This window comes from Allobosea sp. 05T433 (assembly GCF_056396065.1).
In genome coordinates, this window is sequence record NZ_JBFTKS010000015.1 from 93,399 (window position 1) to 109,480 (window position 16,082).

A 16,082-nucleotide genomic window follows, 5' to 3' on the forward strand; every position below is an offset into this window, starting at 1 on the left:
AGCAGAGATGTCAGCGTCCGGCGGGCGCGCCCTTGATCTTGGGCAGCGCCTTGCGCAGCAGCGGTGGCAATCCGGACGGGTTTGCAGCGAAGGCTGCGATGAAGTCGTCGCGCATGCGCCGGCTCCAGAACTGGTTGATATGGTCGGCGATCGCGGGCACGGCCTGCTCGTCCGGGTAGGATTGGAAGAAGTCGGCGATCTGGCCGCCCATGTGCGCGAGCTTGGCGCCTTTACCTGCCAGCACCGCTTCGGCATGCGAGGAGGGCGTATTGCCTATCGTGCTCATGACGTGTGGGCCTCCCGCTCATGCGCGAGCGTGCCAGTGAAAAGCATGGCAGCATCGCTGCGCGCGATGCTGACCAGGGTGAGGCCGAGGCGCTTGGCCCGCTCGATCGCCAGGGATGTTGGGGCCGAAACCGAAACCAGGGTTCCGGCTCCGAAGATCGCGGCCTTCTCGACCATCTCGAATGAGGCGCGACTGGTGACGAGGACGAAGCCGTCATCGGTGCCATGGCCGGCACGAAGCCGGGCGCCGATCAGCTTGTCCAGCGCGTTGTGACGGCCGACATCCTCGCGCGCAGCCAGAATCTTGCCCTCGCTGTCGCACCAGGCCGCGGCATGGACGGCGCGCGTCCGGCGATGCAGGGGCTGGTGGCCTTCCAGTGCGGCGAGCGCTGTCCGGATGGCGCCAGGTGTCACCGGGGAGCGGCTGCGGGACACCAGTTCCGCCACCGGCAGATCGGCCAGGGTCTCGACGCCGCACAGGCCGCAGGAGGTTCGGCCCGAGAGATTGCGACGCCGGGCCAGATGCTCGCGGAAACGGCCGGGCGCCAGATCGACCGAGACCACGATGCCGTCTTCCCGCGGCGTGACCCGGATCTCGCGGATCTCGTCAACCCCGGCAATGATGCCTTCGGTCAGGCTGAACCCGACGACGAAATCCTCCAGATCGGCCGGGCTCGCCATCATCACCGCATAGGGCAGGGTGCCATAGACGACGTTCACCGGCGTCTCGACCGGGACCTCGGCGATCGCGAACGGCTGCGGGCCTGAGTCGAACCGCAGCGGTTCGACCTGGACGGCGCAGGAGGCCGGGGACTGGGCGGGCGAACTATTCTGCGGCATCCGGCAACCTGCCCGCGATCAGCCTGAGCGAAACGTCTTCCTCCCGGTTCCGCTCCTGCCATTGCGAATAGTAATTGGTGCGCCGAACCTCGACGGCCGTGACCTTGTATTCCGGGCAGTTCGTCGCCCAGTCCGAATAATCGGTGGTGATGACGTTGGCGCCGGTCGAGGCATGGTGGAAGGTCGTGTAGACCACGCCCGGTTGCATGCGTTCCGAGACCTCGGCCCGCAATGCGATATCGCCCGAGCGGCTGGCAAGCGAGATCAGATCGCCCGTCTGGATGCCGCGGTTCTCCGCGTCGAACGGGTGAATTTCGAGCACATCCTCATCGTGCCAGATCGAATTCTCGGTCCGGCGCGTCTGAGCGCCGACATTGTATTGCGAGAGAATGCGGCCGGTCGTCAGGATCAGTGGGAAGCGCGGGCCGGTGCGCTCCTGCGTCGGCACGTATTCCGTGATCATGAACTTGCCCTTGCCGCGCACGAAGCGGTCGACATGCATCAGAGGCGTCCCGTTCGGGGCTTTCTCGTTGCAGGGCCATTGCACCGAACCCTGCTTGTCGAGCTTGTCATAGCTCACCCCTGCGAAGCTCGGCGTCAGGCGCGCGATCTCGTCCATGATCTCGCTGGGATGGGCGTAGGCCATGTCATAGCCGAGCGCATTGGCGAGATCGATCGTGACCTGCCATTCCGACTTGCCCGAAAGCGGCGCCATGACCTGGCGGACGCGGTTGATCCGGCGTTCGGCATTGGTGAAGGTGCCGTCCTTCTCCAGGAAGGACGAGCCCGGCAGGAAGACATGGGCGTATTTCGCAGTCTCATTCAGGAAGAGATCCTGGATGACGACGCATTCCATCGCAGCGAGACCCGCCGTGACGTGCTGGGTATTGGGATCGGACTGCGCAATGTCCTCGCCTTGGACATAGAGCCCCTTGAACGTACCCCCGACCGCCTCGTCGAGCATGTTGGGAATGCGCAGGCCCGGCTCGGTCTCGAGCGGCACGCCCCACATCATCTCGAAGATCTGGCGGGTCGCATCGTCGGAGACATGGCGATAGCCGGAGAACTCGTGCGGGAACGACCCCATGTCGCAGGAGCCTTGGACGTTGTTCTGGCCGCGCAGCGGATTGATGCCGACGCCCTCGCGGCCGATATTGCCGGTGGCCATCGCGAGGTTCGCCATCGCCATGACGGTGGTCGAACCCTGGCTGTGCTCGGTGACGCCGAGCCCGTAATAGATCGCGCCATTGCCGCCGGTGGCGAAGAGGCGCGCGGCGGCGCGGACCTCGGTCGCCGGAACGCCGGTGAATTCCTCGCTCGCCTCGGGCGAGTTGCGCTCTTCGGCGATGAAGCGGGCCCAGATCTCGAAATCGGTGAGGTCGCAGCGCTCGCGGACATAATCCTCGTCGATCAGCCCCTCGGTGACCACGACATGGGCAATCGCATTGATCAGCGCGACATTGGTGCCGGGCTTGAGCTGGAGGTGATGCTCGGCCTTGATGTGCGGCGACTTCACGAGGTCGATCCGGCGCGGATCGGCGACGATCAGCTTGGCGCCCTCGCGCAGGCGCTTCTTCATCCGCGAGGCGAAAACCGGGTGACCGTCGGTCGGGTTCGCACCGATGACGATGATGACATCCGCCTTGGCCACCGACTTGAAGTCCTGGGTACCGGCGGAGGTGCCAAATGTCGTCTTCAGACCGTAGCCGGTCGGCGAGTGGCAGACGCGGGCGCAGGTATCGACATTGTTGTTGCGGAACGCGGCGCGCACCAGCTTCTGGACGAGGAAGACCTCTTCATTGGTGCAGCGGGACGAGGTGATCGCACCAACCGATTCCCGCCCGTAGCTGGCCTGAATCCGCTTGAACTCGGACGCCGCGTAGCCGATCGCCTCCTCCCAGGACACCTCGCGCCAGGGATCGGTGATCTTCTCGCGGATCATCGGCTGGGTGATGCGGTCCTTGTGGTTCGCATAGCCCCAGGCGAAGCGGCCCTTGACGCAGGAATGTCCCTCGTTCGCCTTGCCGTCCTTGTAGGGAACCATCCGCACGACGCGGTCGCCCTGCATCTCGGCCTTGAACGAGCAGCCGACGCCGCAATAGGCGCAGGTCGTGACCTTGGAATGCTCCGGCTGGCCCATCGCGATGACGGAGTTTTCCATCAGGGTCGCGGTCGGGCAGGCCTGGACGCAGGCGCCGCAGGAGACGCATTCGGAGCCGAGGAAGTCGGTTGGGCCGGCCGCGACGCGCGACTCGAAGCCGCGTCCGGTGATCGTCAGTGCGAATGTGCCCTGCACCTCTTCGCAGGCGCGGACGCAGCGGTTGCAGACGATGCATTTCGACGGGTCATAGGTGAAATAGGGGTTCGAAGCGTCCTTGCCGAGGAACAGCGCGTTGGCCGCGCCGTCCTGCTTCGCGAAGACGTGGTTCTCACCCTCATAGCCATAGCGCACCTCGCGCAGGCCGACGGCTCCGGCCATGTCCTGCAATTCGCAGTCGCCATTGGCCGAGCAGGTCAGGCAGTCCAGCGGGTGATCGGAGATGTAGAGCTCCATCACGCCCTTGCGCAGCGTCGAGAGCTGCTCGCTCTGCGTCCTGACCACCATGCCGTCCTCGGCCGGTGTGGTGCAGGAGGCCGGCGTGCCGCGCCGCCCCTCGATCTCGACCAGGCAGAGCCGGCACGAGCCGAAGGGCTCGAGCGTATCGGTGGCGCAGAGCTTCGGGATCTTGGTGCCGAGGCTCATTGCCGCGGCCATGACGGAGGTGCCGGCCGGCACCGTGACGCTCTGTCCGTCGACCGTCAGCGTGACCAGCTTCTCCGCCACGCGGATCGGCGTCCCGAAATCGATCTCCTTGATCAGGCTCATCAGATGCTCCTCATTCGGCGGCCATCGGCAGCGGTGGCCGGTCGAAATCCTCGGAAAAATGGTTCAGCGCGCTCAGCACGGGCATGGGGGTCAGGCCGCCCATCGCGCAGAGCGAGGCGTCGGTCATCAGGCGCGAAAGATCGCGCAGCACGGCGATGTTCTTCGGGCGCTCCTCGCCTGCGATGATGCGGTCCATCACCTCGACGCCGCGCGTCGCGCCAATGCGGCAGGGCGTGCACTTGCCGCAGCTTTCCTTGGCGCAGAACGCGAAGGCGAAGCGCGCCTGCTTGGCCATGTCGACCGTGTCGTCGAACACGACGATACCGCCATGGCCGAGCATCGCCCGGATGGCCGCCAGCGCCTCGTAATCCATCGGCGTGTCGAGTTGGCTCGCAGTCAGATAGGCGCCGAGCGGACCGCCAACCTGGACGGCGCGGATCTGCCGGCCGCTCAGCGTGCCGCCACCAAAGCCCTCGATGATCTCCCGCAGCGAGATGCCGAAGGCGAGTTCGATCAGCCCGCCACGTCTGACATTGCCGCCGAGCTGCACCGGCAGCGTGCCGCGCGAGCGACCCATGCCGAAATCGGCATAGGCCTGGGCGCCATGGGCCAGGATCCAGGGCACGGCCGCGAAGGACAGCACGTTGTTGACGATCGTCGGCTTGCCGAACAGGCCTTGCAGCGCGGGCAGGGGCGGCTTGGCCCGGACGATCGCCCGCTTTCCTTCCAGGCTTTCGAGCAGCGACGTCTCCTCGCCGCAGATATAGGCGCCGGCCCCGAGCCGGGCCTCGAGGTGGAAAGCATGTCCGGAACCGAGGACCGAGTCGCCGAGCAGGCCGGCATGCTCCGCCTTCAGAATGGCGCGGCAGAGCGTGCGATAGGCATGCGGATATTCCGAGCGCAGATAGATGTAGCCACGCGTCGCGCCGACCGCGATTGCCGCGATCACCATGCCCTCGATCAGGAGGAAGGGGTCGCCCTCGATGAGCATGCGATCGGCAAATGTGCCGGAATCGCCCTCATCGGCATTGCAGACGATATATTTCTGATCGGCCCTGGCGTCCTGGACGGTCTTCCATTTGATCCCGGTCGGGAACCCGGCGCCGCCCCGGCCGCGCAGGCCCGACGCGCGAACCGTCTCGACGATCTCGGCCGGCTGAAGCGCGAGCGCCGACTGCAATCCGGCCAGGCCGCCATGGGCGCGATATTCCGGCAGGGAGAGCGGATCGGTGACGCCGACACGCTCGAAGGTCAGGCGTTGCTGGCGCTTCATCCAGTCGTGTTCGGCGACCGGGCCAAGGCGCAGCGTATGCGCATCGCCATGCATGAAGCCTGCATCGAACAGGCCGGCTACCCCTGCCGCGGTGACCGGGCCATAGGCGACGCGGCCCTCGCTGGTTTCAACCTCGACCATCGGTTCCAGCCAGAGCAGGCCGCGCGAACCATTGCGGACGAGTTCGATCTCGATGCCGCGCTCCGCGGCTTCTCGCAGGATCGCCTGCGCGACCGCTTCGGCGCCGACCGACAGGGCGGCCGCATCGATCGGCACGAAGACGCGGATGCCGGGGGGCGGGCTGTTGGTGAACTCCTGGCTCATCGCTGCCCCCTCGAGCCGGGCTGCGTCTCGCAAAGCGCAAGCAGGCGCGCAGCGTCGACGCGCCCGATCAGTTCGCCATCCACCAGGGCCGAGGGCCCGAGTGCGCAATTGCCGAGGCAATAGACGGTCTCGACCGCGACGGGGCTGTCGGGAGACGCGTGATCGACCGCGATGCCGCCCGCCTGGGCAAGATGCGCGACGAGGTCTTCGCAGCCGAGCGCCTGGCAGGCCTCGGCCCGGCACAKCTTGACGACGCGGCGCGGCGCCGGCTCGGACCGGAAGTCGTGATAGAAGCTGATCGTGCCATGAACCTCGGCCCGCGACAGATTCAACGCTTCCGAGATCAGCGGAACGGCCTCGGCGTCGATATAGCCGAACTCCTCCTGCAGCGCGTGCAGGATGGGCAGGGTTGCGCCTTCCAAATGAACGAGCCCGCCGACGATTCGACGTGCTTCGTCCCGGTCCCATGCCGGAAACTCAGCCATATTTCCTCCAAGCGGGCCGTTGAACCGGCCGTCATGCTTGTGGTCAGGGTGGCCAAGGCTGGAACGATTTCAAATCGTTTGTTCCAACTACGTGATAGCTTCTAGCTATCAAAAAGCAGCGTTCCCGGGATGCTTGCCGCATCTCCTTGCGTGCCAATCCATAGAACGCGGCCAAACGATTATAGTTCCCTCCGGGAGGAGCTGGATCTGCCGTCTTAGATAGAACTCAGCTATCTCACGATGGGCAGGCGAGGCAGGCCGGCCTCGCTGATCGGGCGCGACATCATCAGCAGGTTTCGCGCCAAGGGCGCGAAGGGCTGGCGGTCCGCCACGATCAGCCCGATGGTGCGCTTGGCGTCCGGCTCCACGAGCGGCAGGGCCTTGGTTCCGAGCGGTACCCCGAAGAACTCGAGCAGCTGCAGCGAGACGATGCTCGAGACGCCCTGGATCCCGGCATGAGAGCACAGGTTGAAGATCGAGTTGGTTTCGATTGCCGGCCGCGGCGAATGTCCGACGGAGCGAAAGATGCCGTCGATGATCCGTCGGTTCTGCATGTCGGAGGTCAGCAGGCAAAGCTTGAGCTCCGCGGCTTCCGCCCAGGTGATGGTGTCCTGCCGCGCGATCTCGCCATCCTCGCGCGTCAGCAGCACATAGGATTCCAGGTAGATCGGCTTCGAGATCACGCGGTCGAGAGGTTCATTGTCGAGATAGGTCAGGCCGACATCGAGCTCGAAATTGTCGATTCGGCTCTGGATCTCGGCCGAGGTCAGCGACAGCACGGTCAGGGAGACCGCCGGGTAGCGCTCCGAGAACGGCGCGGTGATGTGGGCGATCATCGGCAGGGCTGTCGGAATGGCGCCGAGCCGGATGCGACCGCTCACGCCCTGCCTGAGCTCGGCGATCGATTCCTTCAGCAGGTCGGCCTCTGCCAGGATGCGGCGGGCATGGGCGAGGACGACCTCGCCCTCCTTGGTCAGCCCCTGAAACCGGCGCCCCCGCTCGACGATAAGCACGCCGAGTTCTTCCTCCAGCTGTCCGATGGCGGTGGACAGGGTGGGTTGGGAGACGTGGCAGGCCTCGGCTGCGCGTCGAAAATGCTTCTCGCGGGCAAGGGCGTCCAGATAGACAAGCTGACGAATGATCATTGCAGCTAGGCTAGCGCGGCGGTCGTTCGGTTCAATCTGAAAATGTGCCGATCTGCCCGCGAAAGCGCTCAGACCTTCCGGAACTCCATGCGGTAGATCACCGCTTCGCCGGTTGCGGGATCATGGCCGGGCGCTCCGCTGATCACGAGTCTGTCCCCGGCCAGGATGTAGGGCCGGATCAGGTCGATCTGCCAGGTCGGGTTCCAGGCCGCGTCGACATGGTGGGTGACCTTGTCGTCCTCCAGCGTATAGGCCGCCGCATAGGCAAGCATCGAATCGAACAGACCGATCTTTTCCTCGGGCGATGGCGCAGACCCGACGGGCTTCTCCCTGTTCCGGTCAAGCACGAGCGCCATCATTCGACCGTCGGGCTGATAGGAAATGTAGCCGACCGGATCAGACCCCATGGCGTCGGTCACGACCCCGGTCGCGACAGCCTCGCGCGTCCAGGAGATCATTTTCCAGGTGCCCAGCAGAGCTTCGGCGTCGGCCATGCCAGTCTCCAACGACGCTTTCGCGAGTTGGTAGCCATCTTGCTCGGGGCATTCGATAAAGCAAATGGGGCTTAGGCGTGCTGCGCTGCGACGGGGCGCTCGATGCTTTTTCATTCCGGCGACGGAACAATGTCCACTCGCCGACGTTCCCTGTTCCGGTGTGATGCGCGGGGACGCTATGGGTAAGGCCGAACAATCTGCAATGGGCGATGAGCGTTATCGCATCCTGGTCGAGGCCGTCACGGATTATGCGATCTACATGCTCGACCCGGCAGGCACGATCGGCAGCTGGAACCGCGGGGCCGAACGCTTCAAGGGCTACACGGCGCTGGAGGTGCTTGGCACCAATTTCTCGCGTTTCTACACCGATGCCGATCGCGCGAGGGGACTGCCCGCGTTCGCGCTGGGCACGGCGGCGCGCGAGGGCCGCTTCGAAAGCGAGGGCTGGCGCGTCCGCAAGGACGGCACGACCTTCTGGGCCAGCGTCGTCATCGATGCGATCTATGGAACGGACGGCGAACTCCTCGGCTTCGCCAAGATCACGCGCGATCTGTCCGAGCGGAGAGAAGCCGAAAATGCCCTGCGTCGAAGCGAGGAGCGCTTCCGGCTCCTGGTGCAGGGCGTCACCGACTACGCCATCTATATGCTCAATCGCGACGGCATCGTCAGCAACTGGAATCAGGGTGCCGAGCGGATCAAGGGCTATGCGCCAGACGAGATCATCGGGCAGCATTTCTCCCGTTTCTATACGGCCGAGGATCGCGAGAGGGGCGAGCCCCAGCGCGCGCTCGACACGGCCATCCGCGAGGGCAAGTTCGAGAAGGAGGGTTGGCGCCTCCGGAAGGACGGAACGCCGTTCTGGGCAAGCGTGGTCATCGATGCGATCAAGGGGGACAATGGCGAGGTCATCGGCTTCGCCAAGGTCACCCGGGACATGACCGAACGGCGACGCCATGAGCAGGCGCTGGAGGAGGCGCGGCAATCGCTGCTTCAAAGCCAGAAGACCGAGGCCATCGGCCAGCTCACCGGCGGCGTTGCGCATGACTTCAATAATCTGCTGGCCGCCATCCTCGGCAGCCTGGAGCTCATCCGCAAACAGGCCTCGAGCGAGAAGGTCGCCGCTCTCGCCGATAACGCGATCGAGGGCGCGCGCCGGGGCATTTCCCTGACACAGCGCATGCTGTCCTTCGCGCGCCGCCAGGAACTTTCTCCCACGACGGTCGACCTGCCGAAGCTGGTCTCGGGCATGTCGGAGTTGCTCCAGCGCTCGCTCGGTCCGCTCGTCAGTATTGAAACGCGGTTTCCGCTGGCGCTGGATGCGGCGCGCGTCGATCCGCATCAGCTCGAACTGGCGCTGTTGAACCTGACCATGAATGCGCGGGACGCCATGCCAGGTGGCGGGACGATCATCATTGCGGCGCGCGCTGAGGATATTGCGGCGGCCGGGCGCTCGAACCTGGCGCCAGGGCGCTATCTCTGCCTGTCGGTGAGCGATGTCGGAGAGGGAATGGACGAGCAGACGTTGGCACGCGCGACCGAGCCGTTCTTCACGACCAAGGGGGTCGGCAAGGGCACCGGGCTCGGGCTCTCCATGGTCCATGGCATGGCCGAACAGTCCGGGGGGGGATTCGTCCTCAAGAGCCGGTCCGGAGAGGGGACGACGGCCGAAATCTGGCTTCCCGTCGCAGAGCGATTGCCGACGCAGGAGGTCTCGCCCGATGCCCGATCGTATCCGGCGGATGACAAGCCCCAGCGCTCATTGCGGGTGCTCGCCGTCGATGACGACGCACTCATCCTGATGAACACGGCGGCCTTGCTCGAGGATCTTGGACACAGCGTGATCGAGGCGGCCTCGGCCAGGGAGGCGCTCGAGGTGCTCGACGGCGGCGCAAAGATCGATCTCGTCATCACCGACCACGCGATGCCCCGGATGACAGGCGCCCAGCTCGCCGAAATCATCAGGGCGAAATGGCCGGACCTGCCGATCATCCTGGCAACCGGCTATGCGGAGCTGCCAACCGAGCAGGGACAGAAACTGCCCCGGCTCTCAAAGCCGTTCTGGCAGGTCGATCTCCAGCGTGCCGTCGACGCGGCAACAAGCTGAATTCGGCACGCAGATCCGACTGCGCCGCGGCCCAATACTAGCCAGCGAGTGCTGCCGTCGTGGTTGCCACATCCTGGCAATCGGAGTTCGTGGCGGCAACTTCCAGCGCGGCGATGAAAAGCGCGCCCTTGTCCGTCACATGCGTGATCAGCACCTCGACTGATCGCCCGTCATTGCAGACCAGTCTCAGGCGGTCGGCAAAGACCAACGGATCCCAGGCATCCAGATCGCCGATCAGCTCACCGGACAGGAGGCCGTCCGGCTGGGTCACCATGCGGTATTCCAGCGGAAGCTGTGCTCCGCTCTTGAGTACGATTTTTCCTGCAACTGGCATCGCTGCTCCTGTTCCGGGACGGGCGAAACTTCGGCGCGGTCCCTGAGATAATTTTCTCAAGAGTACCGCGCCTCGCCCGTCGATACGATAAAAAACCAATTGGTGCAGTGACTTATAGCGAGGCGTGCGCACCGCCTGCTCATTTCGAGCCGATGGCGCAATGGGAACAAATGAGTAAGTGGCGCATTCTGATGAGAGTGATGCTTTTGCGTCGATTGAGTGATCCGGGCAGCGCAGGGTCGGACAATGAGCGAGACAACGATCAAGGGAACAAGCCTCAGCCGCGGCGAGCGACTTCAGGTCATGCTCGACGAGGACGAGCTGCGGGTGATCGATGACTTCCGGTTCAATAATCGCATGCCGACGCGTGCCGCGGCCGTGCGGGAGCTGCTCAGGCGAGGGCTGGAGGCCGTCGGTTACACGCTCGTGCCGGGCGCAAAATCCAGCTCCTACGGCGTGATGAATGGCGGGGACGGCGAAGGCGAGGCCCAGGCCGGATCAGAATGAGGGCGCCTCTTCGTGCCTGCGCACGGACGGCATCGTGAGGCGCAGAATCTTTTCGGACCGATGGAACCTGACGGGGGGCATCGCAGTTGAGTGTCGCCAGTCGATTGTCGGTGTCGAAATCCTTCGTCTCCCCGGCGGACTGCCGGCGTGTCTATCTCCCCGTTTTTCCTTCCACTCTGCTCAGTCTGGCGGCCCCGCGATGATCCTCTCAGTGTCAGTTCATGCCGAATGCCGCTAGGAACGCTTGCACGCTCGAGACATCACGCAGCGCAATGAGCAGGGACCTGACTGTGACCACAGACGTGGAGCGCGACCGCCGCCTGATCCAGAGCGTGCTCGCGATATCCGACGATTGCATCAAGGTTCTCGACCTCGACGGCAAGCTGACCTTCATGAGCGAAGGCGGCATACGGGTCATGGAGGTCGCCGATTTTGGGCCGATCGAGGGGTGCGCCTGGACCGATTTCTGGGAGGGCACGGATCGGGCAGAGGCGATCGCCGCTGTTGCAGCGGCCAGGGCCGGCGGCACCGGCCAATTCGAGGGCTTCGCCAGGACGATGGCGGGCACGCCCAAATGGTGGGATGTCCGCGTCACGCCTGTCCCGGGTCCCGACGGCAAGCCGGAGCGGCTGCTGGCGATTTCCCGCGACATTACGGCGCAAAAATCGGTCGAAGAGGCGCTGGTCGCGACCGAAGAGCGCTATCGCACCCTGTTCGACAGCATAGATGAGGGGTTCTGCATCATCGAGTTCTTCGATGGGCCGCATGGCGCGCTGAGCGACTACATTCATATCGAGGCCAACCCCGCCTACGCGATTCATGCCGGCATTCCCGATGTCGTCGGAAAGAAGCTCCGCGACATGGTGCAGGACGAGGCCGATGGCTGGGTCGAGCTCTATGGCGGCGTGCTGCGCACCGGCCAGCCGATCCGCTTCGAACGTGAGCTCGTCGCCACCGGCCGCTATCTCGAGCTCTCGGCCTTTCGCATCGAGCCGGCCAGCGCGAAGCAGGTCGCGGTGCTCTTCCAGGACATCACGGGCCGCAAAAAGGCCGAGGCCGCTTTGCAGGAGAGCGAAAGCCGCTTCCGGACTCTGTCGCAATCCATGCCGAACCATGTCTGGACCGCGACGCCGGACGGAATGCTCGATTGGTTCAACGAACAGGTCTATTCCTATTCTGGAACCGAGGCAGGCGCGCTCGACGACGAGCGCTGGACAGCGATCGTTCATCCCGACGATCTCGCGAGTGCCGCCGCAGCCTGGGAAAATGCCCGGCGTGACGGGATTCGCTACGAGACCGAATTCAGGCTGAGGCGCCATGACGGGGCCTTCCGCTGGCACATCGCCCGTGCCGTCCCGATCCTCGATGAGAACGGCGCGGTGGCACGCTGGATCGGCACCAATACCGATATAGACGATCAGAAGACGGCTGAGGCGGCGCTCTCGGACCTCGCCACGACCTTGGAAGATCGCGTTGAGCTCCGCACGGCCGAGCTCGCCAGGGCGCAGGATGCCCTGCGCCACAGCCAGAAGATGGAGGCGATCGGCAACCTGACCGGCGGCGTTGCGCATGATTTCAACAACCTGCTGCAGGTCATCAGCGGGAACCTGCAGCTGCTCTCGCGCGATATCACCGGCAATGAGAGGGCCGAGAAGCGGGCCGCGAACGCCATGGCAGGCGTGGCGCGCGGCTCAAAGCTCGCCGCTCAACTGCTGGCCTTCGGCCGCCGGCAGGCGCTGGAGCCCAAGGTCGTCAGCGTAGGCCGGCTGATCCGCGGCATGGACGATCTGCTTCGCCGCACATTGGGCGAAGCCGTCGAAGTGGAAACGATGATCGCCGGCGGGCTCTGGAACACATTGGTCGATCCGACCAATGTGGAGAATGCGCTCCTCAATCTCGCGATCAATTCGCGTGATGCGATGGACGGCCAGGGCCGCCTCACCATCGAGGCCGGCAACGCCTTTCTCGACGACGCCTATGCACGCGCGCATTCCGATGTCTCGGCGGGCCAGTATGTCATGGTGGCGGTGACCGATACGGGCTCGGGCATGAGCCCTGAGGTCATGGAGCGGGTCTTCGAGCCGTTCTTCTCGACCAAACCCGAAGGCAAGGGCACAGGCCTCGGCCTCTCCATGGTCTACGGCTTCGTCAAACAGTCCGGCGGCCATGTGAAGATCTACAGCGAGGCCGGCCACGGCACGACGATCCGGCTCTATCTGCCACGCTCGACCCAGGTCGAGGATATGCCGGTCGAGAGCGAAACCGGCCCGGTCAGCGGCGGCAGCGAGACCATCCTGGTCGTCGAGGACGACGAGGCCGTTCGCGACACGGTGATCGCACTGCTGGGCGAACTCGGTTACCGCGTCCTGAAGGCACATGACGCGCAAAGCGCGCTTGCGGTCATCGAGAGCGGCATACCCATCGACCTGCTCTTCACCGATGTCGTGATGCCGGGAGTATTGAAGAGCCCGGAACTGGCGCGCAAGGCCAAGGAGAGGCTGCCGGAACTCGGCGTGCTCTTCACCTCGGGCTACACGGAAAACTCCATCGTGCATGGCGGGCGGCTCGATGAAGGCGTCAACCTGCTGTCGAAGCCCTACACGCGCGAGGCTCTGGCCAGGAAGATCAGGCAGGTCCTGTCGCATGGCGGCAGGAAACCGTCTGGCGACACGCCGGAGCCGGCAGTCAGCCCGGCACCGCTCGCTGCATCCGAGCCCGCGCGGAAACTCACGGTCCTCGTTTGCGAGGATGACGCCATCATTCGCATGGATACCGCCGATCTGGTCCGCGAGCTCGGCTATGTCGCGATCGAGGCCGATAGCGGGCGCGAGGCAATCGATATCGCGTCGCGGGAGGAGATCGACATCCTGCTGACCGATGTCGGCCTGCCCGACATTTCGGGCATCGAGCTCTCCCGGAGCTTGCGTGAACTCAAGCCGGCGATCGCCATTGTCTTCGCGACGGGGCGGGACCAGGTCGAGGGTCTTGATGCAGAGCCGCGCACCGAGTTGCTCAAGAAGCCCTATGGTCTGGACCTGCTCGGGCGGGTGTTGGGACGCGTCACAGGCTAGGCATTATCCTATGGTATGGGGCCGGAATGGCCGCTATGCCCATGGCTTTGGAGAAATGTCTGAGCCGCATATCCGGGCGTGGACGGCCAATCGTGACCGGTCTTTTGACATAGACGCGTCGTCACGATTGTGTTTCCGCTCATTTTTTCCGGGCGGGGTTTGATGCGTCAAGATTTCTCTGAAGATATCGCCGCGATCTCGTCCATTGCCGCGGTACCGAGCATTCTGGAAGTGGTGTGCCGGACGACGGGCATGGGCTTTGCCGCCGTCGCGCGGGTGACCGAGGACCGCTGGGTCGCCTGTGGCGTTCGCGACGAAATCGCGTTCGGCCTGCAGCCCGGCGGCGAGCTAAAGATCGAGACCACGATCTGCAATGAAATCCGCGACCATCGCGAGATGGTCGTCATCGACCATGTCGACGCGGACCCCGTCTATTGCCGGCATCATACGCCTGCGACCTATGGCCTGCAGAGCTATATCTCGATGCCGATCATCCTGCCTGATGGAATATTCTTCGGCACGCTCTGCGCGATCGACCCGCGGCCGCATGTCGTCAGCACGCCCGCCATTACCGGCATGTTCAAGCTCTTCGCTGAGCTGATCGCCTTCCACCTCGACGCCCACCAGAAACTCGCTGACAGCGCGGCCAGACTGGTCGGCGAATTGCAGAACACCGAGATCCGCGAGCAGTTCATCGCCGTGCTCGGCCATGACCTGCGCAATCCGCTTGCCTCCATCCATTCCGGCCTTCGCATGGTGCTGAAGAGCGATGACATGGCGAAGGTGCGCACGCTGGCGACGATGATGCAGAGCAGCGTTGGCCGGATGTCGCGCCTGATCGACGACGTTCTCGATTTCGCACGCGGGCGACTGGGCGGCGGGTTCATTCTCGAGCGCGGTGCCGAGACGAACCTGAAGCCTGCGCTAGAGCAGGTGATCGGCGAACTCCAGACCGCATATCCCGATCGCGAGATCGCGGCGGCGCTGCGGTTCGACGGCGTCATCGACTGCGACCCGGCGCGCATCGCCCAGATGGCGTCGAACCTCATCGCCAACGCATTGAGGCACGGCGCCGAGGACGGCCCCGTGATCGTGGACGCTCATCGGTCTCCCGACTATTTCGAGCTGTCGGTCTCGAATTCCGGAGAGCCAATCCCGCCTGAGATCATGGCCGAGCTCTTCAAACCCTTCGTGCGCGCCTCCGCCAGATCCCACCAGCAGGGCCTCGGTCTTGGCCTCTATATCTGCGCGCAGATCGCCAAGGCGCATGCAGGCACGCTGGATGTCATCTCGACATCCGAGGGCACGCGGTTCAGATTCAGGATGCCGCTCACCCTCTGAGCGACCCGGGTTTCGATCGGCGCCTATCGCCTCCGGGATGCCCGCCGGTGATGCGCGACAGAAATTGCCCCTTGCCCCGAAAAAGGAGTTCGCGCCCGCGATGGAGCGGCCGGCATGATCCGCCCCTCACTGGGGTGTGGACACATCGACGCCGGGCCATATTCGGATTGAGGCCGGTTTGCCGAAAGCGCACCATGGCGTGATCAGTCAAATGGTTTGAACGGGGCTACGGAATGGAAATCTCCTTCAGGGGCAAGAAGGTCGTCGTCGCAGGCGGCAGCCGCGGCATCGGGCGATCCATCGCGCTCTCTTTCGCGGCGGCAGGCGCCGATGTGGCGATCTGCGCTCGCAATCCCGAGGGGCTCAGCGCCGTCGAAGCCGAGTTGAAGCGGCATGGCGGGGCGGTTTTCAGCATGGCATGCGATCTCGGCGAGGGCTCTGCGGCCGCGAGCTTTGTGGCTGACGCTGCTCGCGCGCTCGGCGGCATCGACATCCTGATCAACAACGCGTCGGGCTTCGGCTCGAAGGATGACGAGAGCGGCTGGCTTGCCAGCATCAATGTCGACCTGATGGCGACCGTGCGCGCCACCCAGACGGCGATACCGTTCCTGGAGGAAGCGGGCGGCGGCGCCATCATCAACATCTCGTCGATTTCCGGCCTGACGGCGGTGCCGCGTTCGCTGCCCTACGCTGCCATCAAGGCGGCCGTGGTCAACTACACCATGGGGCAGGGGCGGGCGCTCGCACCGAAGCGCATCCGGGTCAACGCCATCGCGCCGGGCTCGATCGCGTTTCCGGGCGGCTCGTGGGAAAATCGCAAGACGACCGATCCGCAGCTCTACGAGCGCACGCTCGGCAGCATTCCCTGGGGGCGCTTCGGGGCGCCGGGAGAGGTCGCCAATGTCGCCCTGTTCCTGGCGAGCGACATGGCAAGCTGGGTGACCGGGCAAACGATCGTCGTCGATGGCGGGCAGTTGCTGACCTGACACAGCGGTGAAGACCTGGGCCTGACG

General features: G+C 64.7%; 13 protein-coding genes. 5 read left to right on the forward strand and 8 right to left on the reverse strand.

What is annotated here, in order from left to right; all coding sequences use genetic code 11:
* Positions 1-10: 10 nt before the first annotated feature.
* The 7 genes from AC1DGP_RS20700 to AC1DGP_RS20730 form a co-directional block, all read right to left on the reverse strand.
* Positions 11-286, reverse strand: a complete 276-nt coding sequence (locus tag AC1DGP_RS20700) for a formate dehydrogenase subunit delta (RefSeq protein ID WP_476832479.1) — start codon at positions 284-286, stop codon at positions 11-13.
* A complete protein-coding gene (gene fdhD, locus AC1DGP_RS20705) occupies positions 283-1,125 on the reverse strand; it encodes a formate dehydrogenase accessory sulfurtransferase FdhD (RefSeq protein ID WP_476832480.1) in 843 nt (280 codons plus the stop codon). The genes AC1DGP_RS20700 and fdhD overlap by 4 nt, the downstream gene beginning before the upstream one ends.
* Positions 1,112-3,991: a formate dehydrogenase subunit alpha gene (gene fdhF / locus AC1DGP_RS20710; protein WP_476823925.1), complete on the reverse strand. Its 2,880-nt coding sequence runs from the start codon at positions 3,989-3,991 to the stop codon at positions 1,112-1,114. The genes fdhD and fdhF overlap by 14 nt, the downstream gene beginning before the upstream one ends.
* 10 nt (positions 3,992-4,001) lie before the next feature.
* A complete protein-coding gene (locus AC1DGP_RS20715; protein ID WP_476832481.1) occupies positions 4,002-5,588 on the reverse strand; it encodes a formate dehydrogenase beta subunit in 1,587 nt (528 codons plus the stop codon).
* Complete coding sequence (locus AC1DGP_RS20720) at positions 5,585-6,073, reverse strand: NAD(P)H-dependent oxidoreductase subunit E (protein ID WP_476832482.1); 489 nt, start codon at positions 6,071-6,073, stop codon at positions 5,585-5,587. Before AC1DGP_RS20720 ends, AC1DGP_RS20715 begins: the two co-directional genes overlap by 4 nt.
* Before the next feature lie 230 nt (positions 6,074-6,303).
* Positions 6,304-7,218: a LysR family transcriptional regulator gene (locus tag AC1DGP_RS20725; RefSeq protein WP_441491039.1), complete on the reverse strand. Its 915-nt coding sequence runs from the start codon at positions 7,216-7,218 to the stop codon at positions 6,304-6,306.
* Positions 7,219-7,286: 68 nt separating this feature from the next.
* Entirely contained in the window at positions 7,287-7,712 is a 426-nt protein-coding gene (locus tag AC1DGP_RS20730; protein WP_441491038.1) for a lipocalin-like domain-containing protein, read from the reverse strand.
* A gap of 202 nt (positions 7,713-7,914) precedes the next feature.
* On the opposite strand from AC1DGP_RS20730, the gene AC1DGP_RS20735 reads away from it, so the two are divergent.
* Positions 7,915-9,816, forward strand: a complete 1,902-nt coding sequence (locus tag AC1DGP_RS20735) for a hybrid sensor histidine kinase/response regulator (RefSeq protein ID WP_441507733.1) — start codon at positions 7,915-7,917, stop codon at positions 9,814-9,816.
* A gap of 37 nt (positions 9,817-9,853) precedes the next feature.
* Here AC1DGP_RS20735 and AC1DGP_RS20740 read toward each other — a convergent pair whose 3' ends face one another.
* Complete coding sequence (locus tag AC1DGP_RS20740) at positions 9,854-10,150, reverse strand: hypothetical protein (protein ID WP_476832483.1); 297 nt, start codon at positions 10,148-10,150, stop codon at positions 9,854-9,856.
* Positions 10,151-10,396: 246 nt separating this feature from the next.
* Here AC1DGP_RS20740 and AC1DGP_RS20745 point away from each other — a divergent pair, with 246 nt between their 5' ends.
* The 4 genes from AC1DGP_RS20745 (at position 10,397) to AC1DGP_RS20760 (ending at position 16,055) form a co-directional block, all read left to right on the forward strand.
* The gene (locus AC1DGP_RS20745) at positions 10,397-10,657 is read left to right on the forward strand and encodes a hypothetical protein (RefSeq protein WP_441491035.1); all 261 of its coding nucleotides are present in this window, start codon (positions 10,397-10,399) and stop codon (positions 10,655-10,657) included.
* 290 nt (positions 10,658-10,947) lie between these two features.
* Positions 10,948-13,728 carry a hybrid sensor histidine kinase/response regulator gene (locus AC1DGP_RS20750; RefSeq protein ID WP_476771019.1) on the forward strand — a complete coding sequence of 927 codons (2,781 nt, stop codon included), beginning with the start codon at positions 10,948-10,950 and terminating at the stop codon, positions 13,726-13,728.
* Between the two features lie 162 nt (positions 13,729-13,890).
* Positions 13,891-15,069, forward strand: a complete 1,179-nt coding sequence (locus AC1DGP_RS20755; RefSeq protein ID WP_476776589.1) for a GAF domain-containing sensor histidine kinase — start codon at positions 13,891-13,893, stop codon at positions 15,067-15,069.
* A 233-nt stretch (positions 15,070-15,302) separates the two neighbouring features.
* Positions 15,303-16,055: an SDR family NAD(P)-dependent oxidoreductase gene (locus tag AC1DGP_RS20760; RefSeq protein ID WP_441491032.1), complete on the forward strand. Its 753-nt coding sequence runs from the start codon at positions 15,303-15,305 to the stop codon at positions 16,053-16,055.
* Positions 16,056-16,082: the final 27 nt, after the last annotated feature.